22 protein-coding genes and 1 tRNA gene are annotated in these 22,992 nt (G+C 36.5%); 11 read left to right on the top strand and 12 right to left on the bottom strand.

The features are described 5' to 3' along the window. Positions 1-14: 14 nt before the first annotated feature. The 7 genes from bshB1 to JKA74_RS04130 form a co-directional block, all read right to left on the bottom strand. A complete protein-coding gene (gene bshB1 / locus JKA74_RS04160; RefSeq protein WP_201429891.1) occupies positions 15-734 on the bottom strand; it encodes a bacillithiol biosynthesis deacetylase BshB1 in 720 nt (239 codons plus the stop codon). A gap of 188 nt (positions 735-922) precedes the next feature. Continuing rightward, on the bottom strand, positions 923-1,897 hold the full coding sequence (trxB, locus tag JKA74_RS04155) for a thioredoxin-disulfide reductase (RefSeq protein WP_201429890.1): 975 nt from the start codon (positions 1,895-1,897) through the stop codon (positions 923-925). A gap of 120 nt (positions 1,898-2,017) precedes the next feature. Next, positions 2,018-2,881 carry a sigma-70 family RNA polymerase sigma factor gene (locus JKA74_RS04150; protein WP_188462198.1) on the bottom strand — a complete coding sequence of 288 codons (864 nt, stop codon included), beginning with the start codon at positions 2,879-2,881 and terminating at the stop codon, positions 2,018-2,020. Between the two features lie 101 nt (positions 2,882-2,982). Then, the gene (locus JKA74_RS04145) at positions 2,983-5,127 is read right to left on the bottom strand and encodes a polyribonucleotide nucleotidyltransferase (protein WP_201429889.1); all 2,145 of its coding nucleotides are present in this window, start codon (positions 5,125-5,127) and stop codon (positions 2,983-2,985) included. 150 nt (positions 5,128-5,277) lie between these two features. After that, complete coding sequence (gene rpsO / locus JKA74_RS04140; protein ID WP_201429888.1) at positions 5,278-5,553, bottom strand: 30S ribosomal protein S15; 276 nt, start codon at positions 5,551-5,553, stop codon at positions 5,278-5,280. 155 nt (positions 5,554-5,708) lie between these two features. Continuing rightward, the gene (locus JKA74_RS04135; RefSeq protein ID WP_201429887.1) at positions 5,709-7,421 is read right to left on the bottom strand and encodes an LptF/LptG family permease; all 1,713 of its coding nucleotides are present in this window, start codon (positions 7,419-7,421) and stop codon (positions 5,709-5,711) included. Between the two features lie 237 nt (positions 7,422-7,658). Next, positions 7,659-7,732, bottom strand: a tRNA-Met gene (locus JKA74_RS04130). 172 nt (positions 7,733-7,904) lie between these two features. On the opposite strand from JKA74_RS04130, the gene JKA74_RS04125 reads away from it, so the two are divergent. Both JKA74_RS04125 and JKA74_RS04120 read left to right on the top strand, forming a co-directional pair. Then, the gene (locus tag JKA74_RS04125; RefSeq protein ID WP_201429886.1) at positions 7,905-8,288 is read left to right on the top strand and encodes an START-like domain-containing protein; all 384 of its coding nucleotides are present in this window, start codon (positions 7,905-7,907) and stop codon (positions 8,286-8,288) included. A gap of 266 nt (positions 8,289-8,554) precedes the next feature. Next, on the top strand, positions 8,555-9,241 hold the full coding sequence (locus JKA74_RS04120) for an outer membrane protein assembly factor BamD (RefSeq protein ID WP_201429885.1): 687 nt from the start codon (positions 8,555-8,557) through the stop codon (positions 9,239-9,241). A 273-nt stretch (positions 9,242-9,514) separates the two neighbouring features. On the opposite strand, the gene JKA74_RS04115 is transcribed toward JKA74_RS04120, so the two are convergent. The 3 genes from JKA74_RS04115 to JKA74_RS04105 all read right to left on the bottom strand — a co-directional run bounded on the left by JKA74_RS04115 (position 9,515) and on the right by JKA74_RS04105 (position 12,032). Next, a complete protein-coding gene (locus JKA74_RS04115) occupies positions 9,515-10,117 on the bottom strand; it encodes a tetratricopeptide repeat protein (protein ID WP_201429884.1) in 603 nt (200 codons plus the stop codon). 208 nt (positions 10,118-10,325) lie between these two features. Next, positions 10,326-11,171: a DUF3108 domain-containing protein gene (locus JKA74_RS04110; RefSeq protein ID WP_201429883.1), complete on the bottom strand. Its 846-nt coding sequence runs from the start codon at positions 11,169-11,171 to the stop codon at positions 10,326-10,328. A gap of 45 nt (positions 11,172-11,216) precedes the next feature. Continuing rightward, positions 11,217-12,032, bottom strand: a complete 816-nt coding sequence (locus tag JKA74_RS04105) for a 2,3,4,5-tetrahydropyridine-2,6-dicarboxylate N-succinyltransferase (protein ID WP_201429882.1) — start codon at positions 12,030-12,032, stop codon at positions 11,217-11,219. 23 nt (positions 12,033-12,055) lie between these two features. On the opposite strand from JKA74_RS04105, the gene JKA74_RS04100 reads away from it, so the two are divergent. The 8 genes from JKA74_RS04100 (at position 12,056) to JKA74_RS04065 (ending at position 19,104) form a co-directional block, all read left to right on the top strand. Beyond that, positions 12,056-13,189 (top strand): glycosyltransferase family protein, encoded by a 1,134-nt coding sequence (locus JKA74_RS04100; RefSeq protein WP_201429881.1) that lies wholly within the window; start codon positions 12,056-12,058, stop codon positions 13,187-13,189. Between the two features lie 127 nt (positions 13,190-13,316). Beyond that, positions 13,317-13,979: a metal-dependent transcriptional regulator gene (locus tag JKA74_RS04095; protein ID WP_201429880.1), complete on the top strand. Its 663-nt coding sequence runs from the start codon at positions 13,317-13,319 to the stop codon at positions 13,977-13,979. Continuing rightward, positions 13,960-14,895: a metal ABC transporter solute-binding protein, Zn/Mn family gene (locus JKA74_RS04090; RefSeq protein ID WP_236587491.1), complete on the top strand. Its 936-nt coding sequence runs from the start codon at positions 13,960-13,962 to the stop codon at positions 14,893-14,895. The genes JKA74_RS04095 and JKA74_RS04090 overlap by 20 nt, the downstream gene beginning before the upstream one ends. A 36-nt stretch (positions 14,896-14,931) precedes the next feature. Beyond that, the gene (locus JKA74_RS04085) at positions 14,932-15,717 is read left to right on the top strand and encodes a metal ABC transporter ATP-binding protein (RefSeq protein ID WP_201429879.1); all 786 of its coding nucleotides are present in this window, start codon (positions 14,932-14,934) and stop codon (positions 15,715-15,717) included. 2 nt (positions 15,718-15,719) lie between these two features. Further along, entirely contained in the window at positions 15,720-17,012 is a 1,293-nt protein-coding gene (locus JKA74_RS04080) for a metal ABC transporter permease (protein ID WP_201429878.1), read from the top strand. Positions 17,013-17,094: 82 nt separating this feature from the next. Beyond that, positions 17,095-17,640, top strand: a complete 546-nt coding sequence (azu, locus tag JKA74_RS04075) for an azurin (RefSeq protein WP_201429877.1) — start codon at positions 17,095-17,097, stop codon at positions 17,638-17,640. Positions 17,641-17,703: 63 nt separating this feature from the next. Then, complete coding sequence (locus JKA74_RS04070; protein ID WP_201429876.1) at positions 17,704-18,585, top strand: metal ABC transporter permease; 882 nt, start codon at positions 17,704-17,706, stop codon at positions 18,583-18,585. A 63-nt stretch (positions 18,586-18,648) separates the two neighbouring features. Beyond that, positions 18,649-19,104 carry a thioredoxin family protein gene (locus tag JKA74_RS04065; protein ID WP_201429875.1) on the top strand — a complete coding sequence of 152 codons (456 nt, stop codon included), beginning with the start codon at positions 18,649-18,651 and terminating at the stop codon, positions 19,102-19,104. 91 nt (positions 19,105-19,195) lie between these two features. Here JKA74_RS04065 and JKA74_RS04060 read toward each other — a convergent pair whose 3' ends face one another. Further along, positions 19,196-21,223: an NADPH-dependent 2,4-dienoyl-CoA reductase gene (locus JKA74_RS04060; protein WP_201429874.1), complete on the bottom strand. Its 2,028-nt coding sequence runs from the start codon at positions 21,221-21,223 to the stop codon at positions 19,196-19,198. A 108-nt stretch (positions 21,224-21,331) separates the two neighbouring features. On the opposite strand from JKA74_RS04060, the gene JKA74_RS04055 reads away from it, so the two are divergent. Continuing rightward, positions 21,332-21,793, top strand: a complete 462-nt coding sequence (locus tag JKA74_RS04055) for a DinB family protein (protein WP_201429873.1) — start codon at positions 21,332-21,334, stop codon at positions 21,791-21,793. Positions 21,794-21,857: 64 nt separating this feature from the next. Here the strand turns inward: JKA74_RS04055 and JKA74_RS04050 are convergent, their stop codons facing one another. Next, a complete protein-coding gene (locus JKA74_RS04050; RefSeq protein ID WP_201429872.1) occupies positions 21,858-22,964 on the bottom strand; it encodes an o-succinylbenzoate synthase in 1,107 nt (368 codons plus the stop codon). Positions 22,965-22,992: the final 28 nt, after the last annotated feature.

Raw genomic sequence — 22,992 nt, 5'->3', positions numbered from 1 at the left:
TGATAAAAACAAATCTAAAGTAATCCTTTTAAATTCCTCACTCCCAAATACTTGTCTACTGTAAAACCTTCCGCACGTTTCACACCAATAATATGACCAAACTCCATGGCCCTTGCTTCAATCATTTTCAGAAAGCCCGGGCTTGATATATAGGTTTCCGGCTCATTGCTTTCAGGATTATAAAACTGTGACTCAAATGCTTTCACGGCTTTCATTTTGGTTTCCCAATGATCACTCACATCTACTACAATGTCAGGCTTAATAGGCAAACTTTGAATGTAGTGTAGTACCAACCTTGGTTTCCATACCTCCTGGGGTTGACCGGCATCATCGAAAGTTTCTACCTTTTTTAATCCGGAAAGAAAAATAGCATTTTTGGAAAGTTCCGAAGCCCTTGCATGATCAGGATGTCGGTCATTAATGGCAGTAGTTAATATGATATCAGGTTTGTACTGCCTGATTTTCCTGACCACTTTCATCTGATGCTCTTTGTCATTTAAAAAGAAACTATCTGCAAATCCGAGGTTTTCCCTAACATGTAAACCCAAAATTTCCGCACTTTTTTCTGCTTCCTTTCTGCGCAAAGCCGGGGTTCCACGTGTCCCCATTTCACCTTCAGTAAAATCTATCACTCCTACCTTATCCCCCAAAGACGCATGTAAAGCAAGCGTTCCGGCACATGAAAGTTCGGTATCATCAGGATGAGCAGCAAAAGCCAGTAAATCAAGTTTCATAAATATTATATTCTAAATCAATACAAAAATAACAAGTCAAAAAAAGCTATTCCTTATTATTTACAAATTCCATGCAACAGGTAGAGATAACCTTATTTGGGTAAAAAAGTTGTGTTTTATAGGTAGCTACAAATAAAAAAAAGTATGAGTTGAATTACCCATACTTATCTACTACATTTTTGAAGAAATTATTTAGCCTGTTGTGCTACTTCATTCTCTTCGGTTTCTTCACTTTCTTTTTGAGCCAAAAATCTTTCAGCATCCAAAGCCGCCATACAGCCTGTGCCTGCGGCCGTTACAGCTTGTCTATAAACAAAATCCTGAGCATCACCTGAAGCAAATACACCTTCTATATTTGTTTTGGAGGTACCTGGAATAGTTTGTATATATCCAGCCTCATTTAAATTAAGAAAATCTTTGAAAATTTCAGTGTTAGGTTTGTGCCCAATGGCCACAAAGAATCCTGTAGCTTTAATATCAGTCTTTTCTCCTGTAACATTATTTGCTACCCTCACTCCTTCAACTTCATCTTTCCCTAAAACTTCTTCAGTTTCAGTATTCCATAATATTTCAATATTTGGAGCTTTCATCACTCGATTTTGCATGATTTGAGAAGCACGCATTTCATCTCTCCTCACCAATAAAGTCACTTTATTACAAAGTTTTGACAAGTAAGTTGCTTCTTCGGCAGCAGTATCACCGGCTCCTACCACCACTACATCCTGGCCTTTATAAAAGAAACCATCGCAAACCGCACAGGCAGATACACCCATTCCATTTAACCTTTGTTCTGATTCCAAACCAAGCCATTTAGCAGATGCACCTGTAGATATAATTACTGCATTGGCTGTAATTTCATGTTTATCATCAATAATTACTTTATGGGGATAACCACTAAAATCTACTTTAGTAGCTAAGCCAAACCGAACATCAGTTCCAAATCTTTCAGCTTGTTTCTGGAAATCGACCATCATTTGCGGGCCATTGATTCCATCAGGATAACCAGGGTAATTTTCTACATCATTTGTAATAGTTAACTGACCACCAGGCTGTCCACCTTGATATAGAACAGGGTTAAGTCCTGCCCTGGCAGCATAAATAGCGGCTGTGTAACCTGCAGGTCCGGAACCCACTATGAGAACATTTACTTTTTCTTCAGTCATTTCAAAATAAGTTTTGATACTCAATCTTACGAGAATATTTTATAAATAATGTCTTATAAACTGCAAAAATAAAAAAAGGTCTTTTAGAAGACCTTCTTTACTTACAAAATTAGATTTTTATTATCCTAAATAAGGTTTCAATGCTTTGCTTCGTGAAGTATGGCGCAATCTGCGAATGGCCTTTTCTTTAATCTGTCTTACTCTTTCACGGGTCAGATTAAATTTCTCACCAATTTCTTCCAAAGTCATTGAATGTTCCCCATTCAATCCAAAATAAAGTGTAATCACATCAGCCTCTCTTTGAGTTAATGTAGATAAGGCTCTTTGAACTTCCCTTCTCAATGAATCATTCATCAATTCATCATCAGGGGATTCTTCACCATCATTTTCAAGCACATCCAACAAGCTGTTTTCTTCACCTTGTACAAATGGTGCGTCCATTGATACATGACGACCTGAGATTTTCATAGTATCCACCACTTCATTGGCAGTTACTTCCAATACTTCTGCCAACTCATCAGGAGATGGCTCTCTTTCAAACTTTTGCTCCAATGCAGAGAAGGTTTTAGAAATCTTATTTAAAGATCCCACTCTGTTCAATGGAAGGCGAACAATTCTGGATTGCTCTGCCAATGCTTGCAATATGGACTGTCTGATCCACCATACTGCATAAGAAATAAATTTAAAACCTCTTGTTTCGTCAAAGCGTTGTGCCGCTTTAATTAGTCCTAAGTTTCCTTCATTAATCAAGTCTCCCAAGGATAAACCTTGATTCTGGTATTGCTTGGCTACTGAAACAACGAAACGAAGATTGGCTTTTGTTAATTTTTCAAGTGCAAGCTGATCACCTTGTTTGATTCGAACTGCTAAATCCACCTCTTCATCGGGTGTTAACAAATCGACTTTACCAATTTCTTGTAAGTACTTATCAAGAGATTGACTCTCCCGATTGGTAATTTGCTTGCTAATCTTGAGCTGTCTCATTAATTATTATTAGGTTTAACTTTAAAATGCATTACTAACATAGCAAAGGAACAAGATAGTTCCTTTGCTTAAGTTAAAAATTCAGGGATATTTTTTTCCTCTTATTGTTGTTCCGTTTTTTCCGGTTTAGGAAGTAAAACTTTTCTTGACAACCTTAGCTTACCGGTTTTGCTGTCAATGTCAATTAACTTTACTTTTATCTCCTCACCTACTTCCAACACACCTTCAAGTGTTTCCACTTTCTCCCATTTGATTTCGGAAATATGCAACAACCCATCTTTACCAGGCATAATTTCCACAAAGGCACCGTAAGGCTGTATTGCTTTTACCTTTCCATCATACACTTCTCCTATTTCAGGTTTGGCAACAATTCCTTTTATCCAGGCAACAGCCTTATCCAAAGAATCTTTATTTACTGCAAAAACATTGATTTTACCACCACGTTCGGTTTCTTCAATCACTACTGTTGCACCGGTTGTTTTTTGGATTTCCTGAACAACTTTTCCTCCAGGTCCTATTACCGCACCGATCATTTCCCTATCGATTTCAATATTAACAACTCTAGGAGCAGTTGGTTTATAGTCTTCTCGTGGAGCATCTAAAACTTTCATCATTTCATTTCTGATATGATCTCTTCCGGCTTTAGCCTGATTTAGGGCTTCCATCAACAACTCTGAAGAAAGACCGTCTACTTTAATATCCATTTGGCAAGCAGTAATACCTTTTTCTGTACCCGTTACTTTAAAGTCCATATCACCGATATGATCTTCATCGCCTAAGATATCAGAAAGTATAGCATATTTTCCTGTTTCTGCATCAGATATTAATCCCATTGCAATACCGGAAACAGGAGCTTTAATTGGAATACCGGCATCCATTAATGCAAGGATACCCGCACAAACCGTAGCCATTGAAGAAGAACCGTTAGATTCTAAAATATCAGAAACAACTCTGATAGTATAAGGTAATTCTTCAGGGGTTGGTAAAATTTGCTTAATTGCTCTCATGGCCAAATTACCATGGCCTACTTCTCTCCTACCCGGACCTCTGTTCGGCTTTGCTTCACCGGTAGAAAAACCAGGGAAGTTATAATGCAATATGAATTTATTAAACCCGGCTTGCATAGCTCCATCAATCATTTGCTCATCAAGCTTGGTACCTAAAGTAACAGTAGTTAATGATTGCGTTTCGCCTCTTGTAAATATAGCAGATCCGTGTGCAGATGGCAGGTAATCTACCTCACCCCAGATAGGACGAATTTCATCCAATCCTCTGCCGTCTAATCGTTTTCTTGTTTCTAAAGTGGCATTTCTTACCGCTTTCTTCTGCGTAGCTCTGAAATATTTCTTAGCTAATCCTATACTGATCTCATGCTCTTCCGGCAAGGCATCAAAATAAGATTCAGATACTTCTTTGAAAAGCCTGGACCTTTCATGCTTATCGGCTAAACCGTCTGCAGCAATTTTATATAACTGATCGTAGTATTTATCTTTAATTTCTTTTTCCAATTCAGCATCATCTTCCTCTTCATGAGAGTAAGTTCTTTTTTCCTTAACCCCGAAATCTTTGGCTAAGTCAATTTGCGCCTGGCATTGAATTTTAATGGTTTCATGAGCAAAATTAATTACTTCTACCAGTTCCTTTTCAGAGATTTCCTTCATTTCGCCCTCTACCATCATGATATTATCAAGGGTAGCTGCGATAATCATATCTATATCTGAAACTTTCATTTGGTTCCTGGAAGGATTAATGACCAATTTGCCTTCAATTCTACCTACTCTTACCTCTGAAATTGGGCCAGCAAATGGTATATCAGAAACAGTAATAGCTGCAGAAGCGGCCAATGCTGCCAATGCATCAGGAAGTGCTTCTTCATCAGCTGAAATCAATTGAATAAAAACTTGTGTTTCTGCATGATAATCATTTGGAAACAGAGGTCTCAATGCCCTGTCAACCAAACGGCTCACTAGTATCTCATGGTCGGAAAGTCTTCCTTCTCTTTTTAGGAAACCTCCGGGTATTTTACCTGCTGAAGCAAATTTCTCCTGATAATCTACTGCCATAGGAAGGAAATCAACTCCTTCTTTTACCTCTTTGCTAGAAACAACTGTGGCCAGTAACATGGTATCCCCCATTCTTACTACTACAGATCCGTCTGCTTGTTTTGCTAATTTTCCTGTTTCTATACTGACTTCGCGTCCGTCAGGAAGGTTGAATTTTTTTGTTGTTGCTTGTGGTATAGCCATAAATAGTTTTTTTACTGTTTTCTCGTCCTATTGTGTAATTGTTTTTTGCCGCATTTGCTATACACGTCCTATAAAAGATGTGGTATTTTTAATGGGAATAATAGAAAAAGGGAACCGAAAGATTCCCTTTTTTATAATCTTAAACTTTAATTATTTTCTTAAGTTCAATTCAGCAATAATTGCTCTGTATCTTTCAATTTCTCTTTTGTGAAGGAAATCTAATAAACTTCTCCTCTTTCCTACTAATTTCAAAAGACCTTTTCTTGATGAGTGATCTTTCTTGTTAATTTTCAAATGCTGTGTTAAATGATTAATCCGGAAAGTGAAAAGCGCGATTTGTGATTCTGCTGAACCTGTATCGTTTTCTGCTTTTGACCGACCATGATTCTTGAACAGCTCTTGTTTTTTCTCTGTGCTTAAATACATAGTTAGCTTTTTAAAATTGTTTAAAACAGCTGCAAATATAGTGATTTTATTTGGTTAATAAAAAAGCTTTTAAGCTGTTATATTTATGAAAACCACTTTCATCTATAAGAACATTGAAAAACCGGTTGTAAGAAAATCAACAACACCTCAACCAATTATGCCTTTTTACCTGTAAAGAATCCTTTAACCTTACCAAAAAACACAAGATAATTATCTAATTCAAATAACCTTGAATCGTTTCTGGCCTGACGCAGGAAAAACAGTCCGAAAGGCAATAGAATAATATTGGAAGCCCATACAGCCAAGAAATTACTAATATCTCCCTGCCTTCCCATTTTAATACCCGTAGTATTAATTACGTAGGAAATAATGAAAAACAAAATGGATAGTATAACAGGAAAACCCAAACCTCCCTTTTTAATGATAGCTCCCAGCGGAGCACCTATAAGAAACATGACAATACAAGCTATTGCTTGAGATAATTTTGAGTTTGCCTCTATCCCATACACGTTGCTTTCAAATTCCCTGGACTCTATTCTTCTATTTTCACCTTTCAATCTGTTTTTTGCAAAACGTGGTTTGTCCAACAGATTCATATTTGTCCCTCTGTTAATCGCATCAAAAGCACTATCTACTCTGGCAATAATGGCAGAATCATATGTTTGAATAGTTGCCGTGCCGGCTTTTAATTTAGCCTCATCAGATGGTAGTGGCTTTAATTTTTTTTCAGGTGAGGTGAACCTTTCCTTTTCAGGCATCATATTGTTCTTTGGCTTTTTAATCTCCTGCACAATACTTTCATCAACTCTCTGTAATTTATTGGGAATAACAGCAGAGTCTATTATAATTTCCTTTTCATCAGTAACAATTAAAGGCTCTGCATCTACCATTTTTGCACTATCTCGTTCTTTCTTAAATTCTTCCCATTTCACAACTGATTCGGGTTTAATCGATTCCACTTCAGATAAGTGCAAATTGAAGAACCTTGGTGTATATAAATATAAATTTCGCTTAGATTCCAGAATATCCCTTCTCATAGAATCAACATCATTCCTAAGCTCTGCTTCATTCTTCATTAATCTATTGGAGGAAAACAAATCCTTATCTGTTCTTTCCATTTCAAAAGAAGCCAGACTAAATATCACCTTATTATGTTGAAATTTATTTCGAACAAAAGTGGCCGGTTTATCTTTGCTTGCAGCCGATGTATTTTCTTCTTCTGTATAGCTTTTTCCATCAAAAAGCTCCATTACCAAATATTTATCCCCTAATATGGTATACATTAAAGCGGAATCAGCCAATATCACTTCATTATTACCTTTACCTTTTGAATGATTGTAAATAATTAAGTCTCCTAATGACTTATCATCATCGTACTTTGTATTAGCCTTAATGCTATAACCAGGAATCCCACCATAAAATGCGCCTTCTTTTATATCAATGGAAGGTTTCTTCTGTTTTATATCATATAAGAGGCTGTATGCATCAAGATTGGCTTTTGGCACAATGTAATTATTGGAATAATAAACAAAGCACGTCAGAATAATAACAAAGAAAAACAAAGGACGCATTGCCCTGATAAGTGATATGCCTGCACTTTTAATAGCTGTCAGTTCAAAATGTTCGCCTAAGTTTCCAAATGTCATTAATGATGAAAGCAAAACAGCTAAAGGAAAAGCAATAGGTGTCATATTGATACTGAAATATGAGATCAGTTCCACAAAAACATTAAAGCCCAGATCTTTACCTACAAAGTCATCAAAATACTTAAGCATGTATTGTGTAAGCAGGATAAAGACCACGACAAAGAATGTGATCAGAAATGGCCCTATAAATGATTTTAATATAAGTTTATCTAATTTTTTCATTTAGCTGATTATACTGACATTAATATTATTAAAAAATAGTTTGCTTCAATTTTGAAACCTTTTGCAAATTAAACAAGAATTATGCTAAACTAATCGGAAGTTGGTAAGGGAGGGGAATAAACTGAGAAATATTTTTATATTGCTACAAATATCAATGAATTTGATACTTTTGCTGGAATAGGAAATATTAAGTTTTACAATGACGTTATGGGATTGTAACACCGGAAAGAAAAAAAGTAGCGAGAAGCAGATTTGAACTGCCGACCTCAGGGTTATGAATCCTGCGCTCTAACCAACTGAGCTACCTCGCCATTTTATTATTTTTATCAGGTTTTTGAAGATGTCTTGATCCTCTGTTCCTGAATGGGAGTGCAAACTTAATAAATTCTATTATCAATTTGCAAATAAAATTCGGAAAGAATTTTATTGGTATAAATGAATTTAAATCCTAACTTATCATTTTTCAAGTAATGTAACAATAGTATGAAAAAATTTACCGCAGACTTTGAAATAAACGCATCCAAAAAAATGCTCTATCCTTACATCAGTACGGCTAGTGGGCTTTCACAATGGTTTGCTGACGATGTAAATATTAACGAGGATAAAGAATATAATTTTATTTACGATGATGAGGATCATCGTGCAAGGCTAGTAGGGCATAGAATCAATCAATTCGTGAAATTTGAATTTTATGAAGATGGTGAAGAAGGGGATAAATCATATATTGAAATACATTTGGATGAAAATGAAATCACTCAATCCATGTATGTAAAAGTGATAGATTACTCAGATTATGAGGATGATCAGGAACAATATGAAATCTGGGAAGAACTTGTTAATAACCTAAAGGAAATTGTTGGAGGTTGAAAAACAGTTTATTTTTAAATTCTTGAACCAGCTGTTTCTCATTTGAAAAAGCATAACCTATTTACTTTAGGGGTAAAAAATTAGCAAGCTGAGTTAAGTATTGTCTATAACTGACGTCCAATAATTTTCAGTTTAACAGTTCTCTATAATCTAAGAGTATAAAGCTATAGCCATACTTTTTTTTATCTGAGAAAATTAAAAGTATCCGCAGTGCACTATTTAATGCGAAAAAGGTGTTGTAAATTTGGGCGGGTTAAACTTTAAACATGAAGTATATTAAATATATATTCATTGCATTGCTATCATTAGGTATTCACCAATCAGGAGTATCACAGAGCAATAGTAATGAAAGGGTTAATTACTATTACGAAAAAGCGCAGGCTGAAATGAAGGCAGGTAATTACGAAGAAGCCAATCTGTCGTTTCGGGAAATTTTAAAAAGTGGTGCCAAATTGCCTGCTGAAATGCCCTACCTTTTTTCGGAAACGCTTTACCACGTAGAACAATATCAGAATAGCCAAAGCTTTTTAGATAAGTATTTTGAAATAATGGGCAGTGCGGGAGCTTACTATGATAACGCAGTTCAATTAAAAAAACTACTGAAAACCAAACTCAACAAAAATGTTAGTTGTGATTTTTGTGATTATAGTGGTTACCGTCAGAAAACATGTACCACCTGTCATGGAGAAAAGCAATTATTGAAAACATGTAACTATTGTGAAGGAGTCGGCAAAATTGGGTGTGTGATTTGTAGTGGAGATGGAGTAATTATTCAATTAGGTGCAATGGGCAACAAAAGTTATAAAACTTGTCACAGGTGCAATGGAGTAGGTGTTCATGAATGCCCTATTTGTGAAGGTGAAAAAGAATTTTATAGCTACTGCCCTACTTGTCTGGGCACGGGTGAAATAACCACAAGTGTGATATGCAACCATGAACCCATATCCAAGTAGCGCAACAACTAAGTGCGTCCGGTTTCCTGATCAAACAATAATTCCGGGAATATTTAAAGCGTATTTTTTTGATAAGCTATTCAGAAAGCCCTAGCCAAAAACTCTCAATTATTGAAAATCCGTAGAGCCCTGAGGAACTCTACAGATAGGTGAGGTGAATAGGTGAGAACCCAAAGACATCCCTTTGAGTCAAATTAGAACCCTGTAACAGCTGGCACAGTTTAAACCGATAACTATTCTCCCCAGCTTTTCGGATTGATTCCCGTTTGCCTGCTATTTACAATACTGATTATAAAGGGATTCAGCCTCTTCAGTATTCATATTTTTAGCTTTCTGTATATCACTACAGCCCCCACTCATTTGATTGAGGAATATTTTCAAAGCTCCTCTATACATATAAGCTTCGCCATTTTTATTGTCATTACTAATGGCTATATTATAATACTCCATTGCTTCTTCAACCTGTCCGTCCCTATGAAGGGCACGAGCCAGCAATAAAGCTGATTTGGAACTTGATGTATTTAGTTTAAAAGCTTTTTCAAATTGAAAAGCTGCATTTTTGTAATCCTTTTCTCTAAAATAACTTTTCCCAAAGCTTAATAAAGCACTTTCATTTTTAGGATCAATTTCAATCACTTTTTTAAAGTCTCGCAATGCTTTATCATATTGGCCTAACTCTTCATAAGCCCTGCCCCTATTGTAAAGGATAATTTCATCTGAAGGCTTCAATTTTAAATATTCATTATATGAATCAATTGCTTTTTGATATTCTCCCTGGCTATAGAAATCATTTCCTATTTCGGCATTGTCTTTATCATTACAAGCCAAGAGCATAGTTGAAAGTATCATTAAATAGAATATACTTCTTAATTTCATTGTAATTATCTTTTGTATTTTAATTTGATTTTATTGTGTGTGGCAAAATTAAAGCAATCTCTTCACATAAAATAGTTTTCATTCTCGATTCTAAGTAAACCTGGAATTATTCGGAACTGTAAGACCTTCATTTATTCCGGTTTTGACAAGAAGGCTTAGTAATAGATGTTAAGATATGTATGCAACAAGAAAACTTTCGTTGTATAAATTATTCAGTCATTACAAAATTAATGGGGTACTTGACGTTTTTAAAGCTTATAATTTCCAATCCACCGGAACCTACATATAATTTGGCGTTAATTTTAAGTGGGATTTTATTCTTATCATTAGAAAACCATGCAAGGACAGAATCTTCACCATCAAATATCTTATTTTCCGGCATTACCGGAGTTACCTTATGTGCACTAATGTCGCCCACTGAAGTAGATATAGTTTCAGTCCCCAGGTAAATTACCTGCAAATTATAAAATGTATCTTCAAAAAAGGCCGGCACATTAATAGTATCCCTTACATTGTATTGGTCCAAATCCAATGACCTGAAATAAGCAAACCCACTTATCAGATCACGTATTTGTTGTGGGAATTCATAATACATGGGTTCCCTAAACTCTTTGTCATTTTTCCCTTTGGATTTGACTTCAAGCATTTGTGAATTATGGTCATAATTCACTACTTCATATTTTCTATAATTACCTTCTTTGATATTCCGATATGCCTGATGAGGCACCAAACCCACGGTATCCACATAACCACCCCAATGATCATCAATTTTAGCGACCCAATCAACCATACCTGTTGTTTTTGCCCGTACATCAATTTTATAGGCTCCTCTATTGTTGATTCTATAGGGGTTTTTATGAATTTTAAATTGCCCTCTTCCAATGGTAAAAATCCCATAATAGATTTTATATTGAATCTCTTCACCATATTCAAAAGGTATATCTTCAATGACTGGGAAATCTACTTTTGGATTTTCAGAAAAATAGTCAGTAAAATCCTGACTAAATGAAAAAAAAGAAATCAAAAACAGAACTGCAAATATTATTATTCTCATATACTACCTCTTCTCAAATTAGATGCCAAAACGAAAACCAAACGATTATACCGCTACATTATTTTCCCTCAGTGCCTGATTCAAGGAAGTCTTTTTATCCGTACTCTCTTTTCTTTGGCCTATAATCAAAGCGCAAGGAACGTTAAATTCCCCCGCAGGAAACTTTTTAACAAAAGAACCGGGAATTACTACAGATCGTTCAGGCACATAGCCCATATATTCTTTTGGCTGATCACCTGTAACATCAATTATTTTAGAACTGGCAGTAAGAGTTACATTGGCCCCCAACACTGCTTCTTTTCCTATTCTTACACCCTCAACAATTATACAACGCGAACCAATAAATGCATTATCTTCCACAATTACCGGAGCGGCTTGCACTGGCTCCAGCACACCGCCAATTCCAACCCCACCACTTAAATGAACATTCTTTCCTATCTGGGCACAGCTACCTACCGTAGCCCAGGTGTCAACCATAGTGCCACTATCTACATAGGCTCCAATATTAATGTAAGAAGGCATGAGTACAACGCCTGAATTTACGAACGAACCGTAGCGCGCAATGGCATGAGGAACCACTCGAACACCTAGTTTTTCAAAGCCTTTTTTGAGTTTAATTTTATCATGAAATTCGAAAGGGCCCAACTCAATTGTTTGCATCTTTTGAAGTGGGAAATATAAGATGACAGCTTTCTTAATCCATTCATTTACTATCCACTGACCGTCATCAGTAGGTTCAGCCACTCTGAGCTTGCCTTCATCTAATTCCTCAACTACAGTTTTCACTGCAATTTGGGTTTCTTTATCCTTAAGAAATTCTCTATTATCCCAAGCTCTTTCAATAAATTCTTTAAATTCCATTTTCTGTTTTTACCTTTATACCGGTGGATGTTAAAATTAAAATTCTTATCGCTTCTGTTTTGAAACCTGTGGATGATGTCAGGGCTTATCAAAAGATTGGACGATCACTTGCGCAAACAAATAAATATGATGTAAATATCATAGGCTTTAATTCAAAAATGATCAATAAAGCTGAAAATATTTCCATTTATCCAATTTATAATTTTCAAAGGAATGCCTTTTTACGAATTACTGCTTCTTGGAAATATTATAAAACTTATCTTAAAGTAAAACCTGAATTAGTTATAGTTAGTAGCCCTGAATTATTGCTAGTTAACTATCTAATCAAAATTTTATTCGGCACAAAAATCCTTTACGATGTGCAAGAAAATTACAGGTTAAACATCAAGCATGGAACTACTTATTCTTCTTTAATAAAACCCTTTTTGTCTCTGGGGATAAGAGCAATTGAGTGGCTGTCAAGATATTTTGTATCAGGTTATATACTGGCTGAAAAGGCCTATGAAGCACAATTGCCATTTCTAAGGAACAAAAACCATGAACTAATCCTTAATAAGACCCTGATTACAGAAAGCAAGGCGAACAAAGCTCCAATAAAAATATCTGTTGATCATCCTTTTGTAGTAGTGTATTCCGGTACAATAGGTGAAGAATATGGCACACTTGAAGCCATCCAATTCTGTCAATCCATTTATCAATTCAATAAAAACATTCAATTAATAATAACAGGATATTCACCTGATTTACAATATCTTAAAAGGATCGAACAAAGTATTGAATCATGTGACTTTATTCAATTGAAAGGTGGAAAAAAACCTATTCCCCACCAGGAGATAATCAATGAATTGAGCAGGGCTAATTTAGCCATCATGCCTTACCATATCAATGAAAACCTTAAAAACAGAATACCTACTAAGTTTTATGAATGCCTTGCACTGAGCATACCTATGGTCATCCCTGCAAATATTCATTGGCAAAGTTTACTAGCACCCTATCCTGCTGCCATTAGCGTAGATTTTGATCATATAAAGCCCTTGGAATTTCTTCATTTACTCAACAGTAAGTCATTCTATCATCGCCAGCCGGATAAAAGCATTTTATGGGAAAATGAGGAGATAAAATTAATTGATTTCCTTAGTTCAATAATCCTAAAATAATTTTTAGACTCACCTTAATCACTCCATAATCTCATTGAAACCACTTTTAACGAGATTTAAAATAAATTAATTTTATTTTTAGATTCATCTAATTTTATTTTACCTTTGTCTCAAATAATTCAATAAAATGAAAAAATTAAGCTTTGCTGAAGAGAATTACCTCAAGGCTGTATACCATCTGTCCGGTGCAGGAGAAAGTGATGTATCAACGAATGCGATAGCCGAAGAAATGCAAACAAAAGCGGCATCTGTTTCCGACATGCTTCGTAGACTTTCCGAAAAGGAATTAGTCATCTATAAAAAATATCAAGGAGTTAAAATTTCCGAAAGCGGAAAAAAATCAGCCTTGCAAGTGATCAGAAAACACAGACTTTGGGAAGTATTTTTAGTGGAAAAATTGAAATTCAATTGGGATCAGGTGCATGAAATAGCAGAGCAATTAGAGCATATAAAATCCCCTCTCCTAATCGAAAGATTGGATGATTTTTTAGGTCATCCGAAATTCGATCCTCATGGTGATCCTATCCCGGATGAGAATGGGGAGTTTAAGGAAAAGCCCCAAATTCCTTTAGCAGAAGTAGACCTGAATGGGACCGGAATTGTAGTGGCAGTTAAAGATACTAACCCCCTTTTCTTACAGCATTTAGATAAGATTGGAATATACCTTGGAGCCAAAACAAAAATCATTGACAAAGTAGAATTTGACGGTTCAATGGAAATATTGGTTGACAGTAAAAATAAATTATTCATCAGTAAAGAAATAGCTCAAAATGTCCTGGTTACCAACTAAAATGTATACGCTTTTTAAAGTTTTAATTATCACCCTAGTGCTGACTTCTTGTGGAGAAGAAAGAGAGAGAAAAGAAGGTGAATTATATATTGTGTGTACTACCGGAATGATTGCTGACGGAGTAAAAAATATTGTGCAAGATCGTGCAAAAGTGGATGCACTAATGGGGCCCGGTGTGGACCCACATTTGTATAAAGCAACCCATGGTGATTTACTGATGCTACAGGATGCTGACATCATTGTCTATAATGGATTATTCCTGGAAGGAAAGATGGGAGATATCATGCGGCAGATGAGTAGAAAAAAGACCGTAATAGCTGTTGCTGAAAGTTTACCCACTGAGCTTTTAATTAATAGTACTGCATTTCAGGGTACTTATGATCCGCATGTTTGGTTCGATGTCAGCTTATGGAATAAAGCTTTATCTGTTTTACCTCAAAAAATTAGCGCTTTTGACTCTACTTATAATGAAGAATATAAACAAAACTACCTGGCCTATTCACAGCAATTGGACAGTTTGCACAAAGCTGTAAAAGAAAGGATATCGCTTATTCCTGAAGAAAGACGCATATTGGTTACTGCCCATGACGCATTTGAGTATTTTGGCAAAGCCTATTCAATGGAAGTGAAAGGGCTACAGGGTATTTCCACTTTATCGGAATACGGTTTGCGCGATGTCAGCAATTTGGTGGATTTTATAGTGGAACATAATATCCCTGCTATTTATACAGAAACATCCGTTTCCAAGAAGGCCATTGAAGCTGTTGTGGAAGGCTGCAGAGGTAAAGGCCATAAGGTAACCATTGGCGGCAGTCTTTATTCAGATGCCATGGGACAATCCGGTACTGATGAGGGTACTTATATTGGAATGGTGAATGCCAATGTGAAGCAAATTTATGAAGGATTGGTAAAATAAGCATAGCCTTTAACCCTAAAGTTAATCATTCAATTTATGATACAACAAGTAGAAAACCCCATTATAGAAATACATGATTTATCAGTTTCATATGAGAAGAAACCAGTATTGTGGGATGTAGATCTGACTTTGCCTGCTGGTAAACTGATTGGTATTATTGGGCCAAATGGTGCCGGAAAGTCTACTCTCTTAAAGGCTGTGATGGGATTACTTCCATTAAGTAGCGGATATATCAATATTCTGGATAAACCTCTGAAAGAGGTAAGAGATAAAATAAGTTATGTACCTCAAAGAGAATCTGTTGACTGGGACTTTCCAACTTCCGTTTATGATGTGGTAATGATGGGACGTTACGGGCAACTAGGCTTATTGAAAAGGCCCAAGAAATCTGACAAAGAGATTGTTATGGATAGTTTGAGCAAGGTTGGAATGGAGGGTTTTAAGGATCGACAAATATCCCAGCTTTCAGGTGGACAACAACAAAGGGTATTCCTGGCTCGTGCATTGGCTCAACAAGCCGATATCTATTTCATGGATGAACCATTTGCCGGAGTAGATGCAGCTACAGAAAAAGCCATTGTGGAGTTGCTAAGGCAAATGTCCAAGGAGAAAAAAACCGTTATAGTTGTACACCATGATTTGCAATCTGTTGCCCGGTACTTTGATTGGATCATTCTATTGAACATGAGGCTGGTAGCTTCAGGACCAATTGAGGAAGCCTTTACTCCTGAACTATTACAGGAAACTTATGGGGGTAAATTGACCTTACTCACAGAGATAAGTGATCTAATACAGAAAAATCGATTTCCAAACCGAGAATAAATATGTGGGAAAATATTCAATATTTCTTTTCATTTCAAGACACAAATATCCTCTACGTGTCCCTGGGTACTATTATCCTCGGATCCAGTGCTGCGGTGGTAGGTTCATTTACTTTTTTACGGAAGAGAGCACTTATTGGTGATGCCATCGCCCATGCCATCTTGCCAGGTATTTGTATAGCATTCTTATTAAGTGGTACAAAAAATTATGTTTTTCTTATCCTGGGTGCTTTCATATCCGGCTGGATATCAATTATTTTGGTAGATTATATTTCCAAGAATTCAAAAATAAAAGAGGATACAGCTATCGGACTTATTTTATCTGTTTTCTTTGGTTTCGGCATTTTATTACTCACTTATATTCAACAATCAGGCAATGCAGCACAAACCGGTCTGGATTCATTTCTTTTTGGAAAAGCAGCCTCCATGGTTTTACAGGATGTAATTGTCTTTTCAGTAATTAGTATATTGTTAATTATTACAGTCACTCTGTTTTATAAGGAATTGCAACTCATCAGCTTTGATGAAGCATTTGCTCAATCCATGGGCTTGCCTGTAAAAGGTTTAGTGTTCATGCTCAGTTCACTCACTGTATTAGCTGTAGTAACAGGTATCCAGGCCGTTGGAGTGGTGCTAATGGCTGCCCTATTGATAACCCCTACAGCAGCAGCCAAATATTGGTCAGGCTACCTGCCAAGAATATTATTACTTGCTGCCGTAATAGGTGGGTTTTCTGGATTTTCCGGTGCTTTTATCAGCTACATTGCTCCCAATATGCCCACAGGCCCCTGGGTAGTAATGGTTTTATCAGCTATTGCATTTATATCCATTTTATTTGCTCCTAGAAAGGGAATTGTAGCTAAATGGCTAAAGCAAATACACCACAGACATCGGATTCAGGATGAAAACATCATCAAAACCTTTTTCCAAATAGCTGAGGAAGAAGAAAGTTTCGGTGAGCCAAAAACAATTGCTCTCATTCGTGAGAAAAGATATTATTCTTATAAACTTATTAGGAGAATACTAAAGAGACTGAAGAGACATGGCTATCTCGTAGAAAACAAAGCAGGCTATTACCTCACTCCTTTTGGACAGAGAAAAGCAGCCAGACTTGTGAAATTACACAGACTTTGGGAGCTTTATCTTACTGAATATCTTAGGATTGCCCCCGATCATGTACACGAGGATGCAGATACTATTGAACATTTAATCACTCCGGAACTGGAAAAAAGGCTGGAAGAAAAACTGGGGTATCCCGCAGTAGATCCTCATAATTCGAAAATTCCTTATGAGTAAATGATGAAGCTGAAAACTTTAAAATTTTAAATACGAATGAATAGATAGAATTATTATTCACATTTTAAAAAACAAGGGCAATATGAAAATTTTCAAAATTACAGTAAGTATAGTTGTTTTAGGGTTACTGATGGCTTGCGGAGGCAATACGTCCAATGAAGAGCATTCAGAAGAGAGAAAACCCACCTCCCAGGAAAGGATTCAGCAACAAGCCAGGGAAAAAGAAGAGAATAATGTAAGTGAAAACTCTGAAGTAAAAGAAGTTACCATTGAGGGTAATGACAGGATGAAATTCAACAAGGAAGAAATCAGAGTGAAGGCGGGTCAGACAGTTCGTTTAACACTAAAACATGTTGGAGAAATGCCCAAAGAGCAAATGGGACACAATTGGGTATTATTGACTCAAGGCACTGACATCATGGAATTTGGACAAGCAGCCGCCACCGCTCAGGATAATGATTATATTCCCGAAGCAGAATCTGATAAAATAATTGTTCATACTGAACTTTTGGGTGGTGGCGAGGAAGACACCATTGAATTTACAGCTCCTGAAAAAGGAACTTACGATTTCATATGTTCTTTCCCGGGCCATGTAGCCTTAATGAAAGGTAAATTTATTGTAGAATAATTTTAAAAACCCATTAGGAATCCATGTTGAAAGGCATGGATTCTTTTTATCGCTAACTAATATATGTCCAACTTTTACATCATCTTGACCGGATCACTGGTAGCCATGTCCTGCGGAATTTTAGGTTGCTTTTTGATTCTAAGGAAAATGGCCATGGTAGGAGATGCCATTTCCCATGCGGTTTTGCCGGGAATAGTGCTGGCTTTTTTGTGGTCAGGAAGTCGTGATTCTCTCACCATGTTAATAGGAGCCGGTACATTAGGGATATTAACCACCTTCCTGATTGAATTTCTTACCCATAAAGGAAAACTACAATCAGATGCTTCAATCGGAGTGACTTTCACCTGGTTATTTGCCTTAGGCGTTATACTAATCTCAGCATTTGCAGGCCAGGTAGATTTGGATCAGGAATGCGTGTTGTATGGAGAGATTGCCCTGGTACCTCTGGATACCATTATTCTGGCTTCAGGAACTGATATTGGCCCTTATGCCATTTATTTATTGGGAGCAGTATTTCTGATGGTAGTATTGTTTGTGTCACTGAGCTTTAACCAGTTAAAGATTACCTCTTTCGATCCGCAATATGCTATTTCACTGGGCATATCAGCCACATTTTGGAATTACTTGCTCATGTCATTTGTATCTTTTACTACAGTAGCCTCTTTTGAATCGGTAGGTGCCATTCTAGTAGTAGCATTTTTAATTGCCCCGGCAGCAACTGCTTATTTATTGACACATGATTTAAAGAAAATGATTATTATTGCTTGTTTAATAGGTATTTTATCAGCTGTGGGAGGACATTATCTTGCTATGTCTATCAATGGATCAATTGCCGGAGCAATGGCTAGTGTTGCAGGGATTTTATTTGGTATAGCTTTTGTTTATGTTAAGTTAACAAGTAAAAAAGTCGCAAAGCTTACATCAGGAGTGGCTGTAAGTACTTAAATTTGTTAAATAACTTATTTGAACTTAAATTTTAAGCTATATTCAGATCATAATTAATTACCTATGAAAAAATATCTCGTATTCTCTCTTTTATCAGTAGTGCTGGTCTCATCAGCTTTTATAACTGAACCTGATAAAAAAAGTAAAATCAACTGGCTGAGCCTTGAAGAGGCCTATAAACTCAATAAAGAATACCCACGCAAAATATTTGTAGATGTATATACAGATTGGTGTGGATGGTGCAAAAAAATGGACAGGGATACTTTCTCTGATGCTGATGTAGCTGAATTTGTAAATGAAAATTATTATGCTGTAAAGCTTAATGCTGAAAGCAAAGACAAAATTATTATTGGACAGGATACCACAACCTCTCAAATGATGGCGAGGTCAATGGGTGTAAGCGGCTATCCAACAATAGTTTATATTAAAGAAGATTTTAAAACCATTCAGGCAGTACCCGGCTATCAGAAAGCTGACGCATTTTTGGATACTTTAAAGAAAGTGCTTGAGTGGAAATAAAATTATTTTTTCAGTAATAAGAAAAGGTGGGGCTATTTGAAATAGCTCCACCTTTTTTGCTTGACCCTGCCAATGCAAAAGAAATTTCAGGTTAAATTTCAAGTGCCAGTCTGGTGGCCTGATTAATGGCATGTTTAGCGTCTAATTCAGCAGCCACAGCCGATCCTCCTATCAGGTGAACAGAAACCCCCATATCAGATAGAGGTTGGAACAATCCCTTTTCAGAAACCTGTCCTGCGCAAAGTATGATAGTATCAACTTCCAATACATGCTTTTTACCATCCTTTGTATAATGCAAACCTATTTCATCTATTTTTTCATACTGTACATTGGTGACCATTTTCACTTTACGGTTCTTTAAAGCGGCACGATGGATCCATCCTGTCGTTTTACCAAGCCTTGCCCCCATTTTACCTTCCGAACGTTGAAACATGGTAATCTCCCTTGGTGATTTTTCAGGATGTGCCTTTACATCTTTAACACCCCCTCTTGCCTCTATACCAGGATCAATCCCCCACTCTTTCAGAAATTCAAAAGTATCTAAGCTGGTGCTTTCCCCTTCCTGGCTTATAAATTCTGCTACATCAAAACCAATACCTCCGGCACCAATAATGGCCACTTTCTTACCTACAGCTTTATTTAACTTAAGTACATCAATATATGAAAGTACCTTTTCATTTTCCTGTCCGGTTATTTTAGGATTTCGTGGATTAACTCCGCAAGCAATAATTACTTCATCAAAATCTTTAAGATCATTCGGTACTACTCTTTTATTCAACTGTAAATTGACCCCTGAAAGTGCTATTTGATTTTTGAAATAGCGGATAGTTTCATAAAACTCTTCCTTTCCAGGGATTTTCTTAGCCATATTAAACTGGCCACCTATTTCAGCTTCTGCATCAAACAAGGTAACTTTATGATCTCTTTTGGCAGCTTCTGTTGCAAAAGCCATTCCCGCAGGACCGGCTCCCACCACCGCTATATTTTTAGGGTTTTCCGCCTTTTTACTTACTAGCTCAGTCTCATGACATGCTTTAGGGTTCACCAAACAACTACTTACCTTATTCTGGAAAACATGATCCAGACAAGCCTGATTACAAGCTATGCAGGTATTAATTTCTGCCTCTCTGTTCTCTTCAGACTTTTTAATGATTTCAGGATCCGCCAGAAAGGGTCTTGCCATGGAAACCATATCTGCCTGCCCATCAGACAATATCCTCTCAGCAACCTCAGGCATATTAATTCGGTTGGTTGTGATCAAAGGAATAGAAACTTCTTTTTTCATTTTCTCTGTCACCCAGCTGTACGCTCCACGAGGCACCATGGTAGCAATTGTAGGGACACGAGCTTCATGCCATCCAATACCAGTATTAATAATGGTAACGCCAGCCTTTTCCAACTCTTTGGCCAAATGTACTACTTCCTCCCAGGAACTTCCATCCGGAATAAGATCCAACATAGATAGTCTGAAAATGATGATAAAATCTTTTCCAACGGTTTTACGGACTTCCCTCACTATTTCCAAAGGCAAACGAATCCTGTTTTCATAACTTCCACCCCACTCATCCGTTCTTTTGTTGGTATGTTTTACAATAAACTGGTTGAGCAAGTATCCTTCAGAACCCATGATTTCAACACCATCGTATCCTGCTTCTTTAGCTAATGAAGCACTTGTGGCAAAATCCTTAATTGTAGATTTCACTCTTCTGCCTGACATTTTAAAAGGTTTAAAGGGAGTGATAGGCGATTTAATTGCTGATGGTGCCAAATTAAAGGGGTGATATCCATACCTGCCGGCATGGAGAATTTGCATACATATTTTTCCACCTGCCTTATGTACAGCCTCTGTGATAATCCGATGCTTTTTAGCATGGCTCCTTTTTGTCATTCTAATGGAAAAAGGTTTTAACCAACCTTGCCAGTTAGGAGAAACTCCACCGGTTACCATTAAAGCCACTCCACCTTTGGCGCGTTCAGCATAAAAAGTAGCCATTTTCTCAAAACCACCTTTTACTTCTTCAAGACCCGTATGCATGGAGCCCATTAGTACTCGGTTTTTTAATTGTGTAAAACCTAAATCCAATGGTTCGAATAAGTGAGGATATTTAGAATGTTTCATAAGTCAATTTAGTATGCATGCCTAACAAATAGCAATTTAAGTAATCTTTTTTAAAAGCATGGAAATATCAAAATATTATCGCTAGTTTCAAGTCCAAAACTGGAAAAGATGAAAATATTAGATAATAATGCCATTATAAGAAATAATTTCAAAAAATTAGCTGAGAGCATTAAAGTTGAAGACTTAACAAAAATCCCTACGGGCTTCAATAACAACATTTTATGGAATTTCGGACATGCTATAGCTACTCAAAATGTGCTTATTTATCAAATGTCGGGCTTGCCCTTTTCCTTACCAGATGATTTTATTGCCACTTACAGAAAGGGTACTTATCCACCTAAAACTGAGGATCCTAAAGCTGAATTAGAAGTGATCTTACTTTTCTCTGATCAATCGCTTGCTCATTTAAGAAAGGATTTAACAGAGTATAAATTCACGGAATACGAGAAATATGACACTAGTTTTGGCGTACAGCTAACAAGTGTAAATGACGCTATGGCTTTTAACAACATCCATGAAAGCCTGCACTTAGGCTACTCGATGGCATTAAAAAGAGCTTTGGGATATTAAATAGAGCCTATTAGGCAATTACACGAGAATCATTGGAACTTTCTTGAAAATCAGAATCAAATGATTAGCCTTTGTGTAATTTAATTTTAGAATCCATATAAATCATCTTCCATTTCAGGTTTTTATTATAAAAAATTTCTCCCTTCTGTATAGTCAAAGGAGAATCAATGTTATTATGATAAAGCTGACCTGTGCCCAATCCTTGAGGCATGGAAACATTCAGATAATCAGCCAATTGACAAATGGCATTTAAACCAATATTCGATTCCAGCATACTGGTAAGCCACCAATCAATTTGATATTGTTTACAGAGGCTTACCCATTCGAAAGTAGATTTGATTCCTCCAATCAGGCTGGGCTTTAAAATCAGATACTGGGGTTGAATTTCTTTTAGAAGCATTTCTTTTTCATGAATAGAATTTATACCAATCAACTCCTCATCTAAAGCAATAGGGATAGGTGATTTTTCACATAGTTCTTTCATTTCCTTCCACTGTCCGGGCTTGATGGGTTGTTCAATAGAATGTATCTCCAATTTGGCCAGTGTAGTTAATTTAGCTAAAGCTTCTTTTGCTGAAAAAGCACCATTGGCATCCACGCGTAAAACAATTTGTTCTCCGGAATATTTCTCTCTTATCAATTTCAATAACCGGATTTCTGTTTCAAAATCAATGGCACCAATCTTCATTTTGATACAGTCAAAACCTGCATTAAGCTTTTCTTCAATTTGCTGCTGCATAAACTTTTCAGACCCCATCCAAACCAAGCCATTAATAGGAATTCTTTTTTCACTGGAATAGAATGCTGTTTCAAAAATCTTCCTTTCCCCACCATGCATAGCGTCAAGCAATGCTGTTTCAAGGGCAAATCGGATAGAAGGAAAATCATGGTGGGCTAAATCCTGTGCAAGTTGCAGTACTTCATTCAAGTTTCCAGGAACTCTCATACCTGTCAGTTTTTTAGTAACTACTTCCAATTGATGAGGCAATTCTTCTATATCATCTATACTTAAGCCTTTTAATGGACCCGCTTCCCCTATTCCAATTAAATTATGATTGTTAAATACTTGTATAAACCAGGTATCCTTGGTTTTTAAAGTACCCCGGGAAGTACCAGCCTCAAATTTAAATTGTAGTTGATGGTGCTTTATTTTAGCTATAGTGATTTTCATTTACTTATATAATTCTCATTTTATCCTT

Origin of the sequence: Marivirga aurantiaca, assembly GCF_016679925.1 — a bacterium.
Lineage (GTDB): Bacteria > Bacteroidota > Bacteroidia > Cytophagales > Cyclobacteriaceae > Marivirga > Marivirga aurantiaca.
Note: the sequence above shows the minus strand (reverse complement) of the source record. Positions and strands in the feature narration are given on the sequence as shown.

Bases quoted from the DNA above. Each gene is read 5' to 3' on its own strand.
- bshB1 (WP_201429891.1), bottom strand. From the start codon at position 734: ATGAAACTTGATTTACTGGCTTTTGCTGCTCATCCTGATGATACCGAA.
- trxB (WP_201429890.1), bottom strand. From the start codon at position 1,897: ATGACTGAAGAAAAAGTAAATGTTCTCATAGTGGGTTCCGGACCTGCA.
- JKA74_RS04150 (WP_188462198.1), bottom strand. From the start codon at position 2,881: ATGAGACAGCTCAAGATTAGCAAGCAAATTACCAATCGGGAGAGTCAA.
- JKA74_RS04145 (WP_201429889.1), bottom strand. From the start codon at position 5,127: ATGGCTATACCACAAGCAACAACAAAAAAATTCAACCTTCCTGACGGA.
- rpsO (WP_201429888.1), bottom strand. From the start codon at position 5,553: ATGTATTTAAGCACAGAGAAAAAACAAGAGCTGTTCAAGAATCATGGT.
- JKA74_RS04135 (WP_201429887.1), bottom strand. From the start codon at position 7,421: ATGAAAAAATTAGATAAACTTATATTAAAATCATTTATAGGGCCATTT.
- JKA74_RS04125 (WP_201429886.1), top strand. From the start codon at position 7,905: ATGAAAAAATTTACCGCAGACTTTGAAATAAACGCATCCAAAAAAATG.
- JKA74_RS04120 (WP_201429885.1), top strand. From the start codon at position 8,555: ATGAAGTATATTAAATATATATTCATTGCATTGCTATCATTAGGTATT.
- JKA74_RS04115 (WP_201429884.1), bottom strand. From the start codon at position 10,117: ATGAAATTAAGAAGTATATTCTATTTAATGATACTTTCAACTATGCTC.
- JKA74_RS04110 (WP_201429883.1), bottom strand. From the start codon at position 11,171: ATGAGAATAATAATATTTGCAGTTCTGTTTTTGATTTCTTTTTTTTCA.
- JKA74_RS04105 (WP_201429882.1), bottom strand. From the start codon at position 12,032: ATGGAATTTAAAGAATTTATTGAAAGAGCTTGGGATAATAGAGAATTT.
- JKA74_RS04095 (WP_201429880.1), top strand. From the start codon at position 13,317: ATGAAAAAATTAAGCTTTGCTGAAGAGAATTACCTCAAGGCTGTATAC.
- JKA74_RS04090 (WP_236587491.1), top strand. From the start codon at position 13,960: ATGTCCTGGTTACCAACTAAAATGTATACGCTTTTTAAAGTTTTAATT.
- JKA74_RS04085 (WP_201429879.1), top strand. From the start codon at position 14,932: ATGATACAACAAGTAGAAAACCCCATTATAGAAATACATGATTTATCA.
- JKA74_RS04080 (WP_201429878.1), top strand. From the start codon at position 15,720: ATGTGGGAAAATATTCAATATTTCTTTTCATTTCAAGACACAAATATC.
- azu (WP_201429877.1), top strand. From the start codon at position 17,095: ATGAAAATTTTCAAAATTACAGTAAGTATAGTTGTTTTAGGGTTACTG.
- JKA74_RS04070 (WP_201429876.1), top strand. From the start codon at position 17,704: ATGTCCAACTTTTACATCATCTTGACCGGATCACTGGTAGCCATGTCC.
- JKA74_RS04065 (WP_201429875.1), top strand. From the start codon at position 18,649: ATGAAAAAATATCTCGTATTCTCTCTTTTATCAGTAGTGCTGGTCTCA.
- JKA74_RS04060 (WP_201429874.1), bottom strand. From the start codon at position 21,223: ATGAAACATTCTAAATATCCTCACTTATTCGAACCATTGGATTTAGGT.
- JKA74_RS04055 (WP_201429873.1), top strand. From the start codon at position 21,332: ATGAAAATATTAGATAATAATGCCATTATAAGAAATAATTTCAAAAAA.
- JKA74_RS04050 (WP_201429872.1), bottom strand. From the start codon at position 22,964: ATGAAAATCACTATAGCTAAAATAAAGCACCATCAACTACAATTTAAA.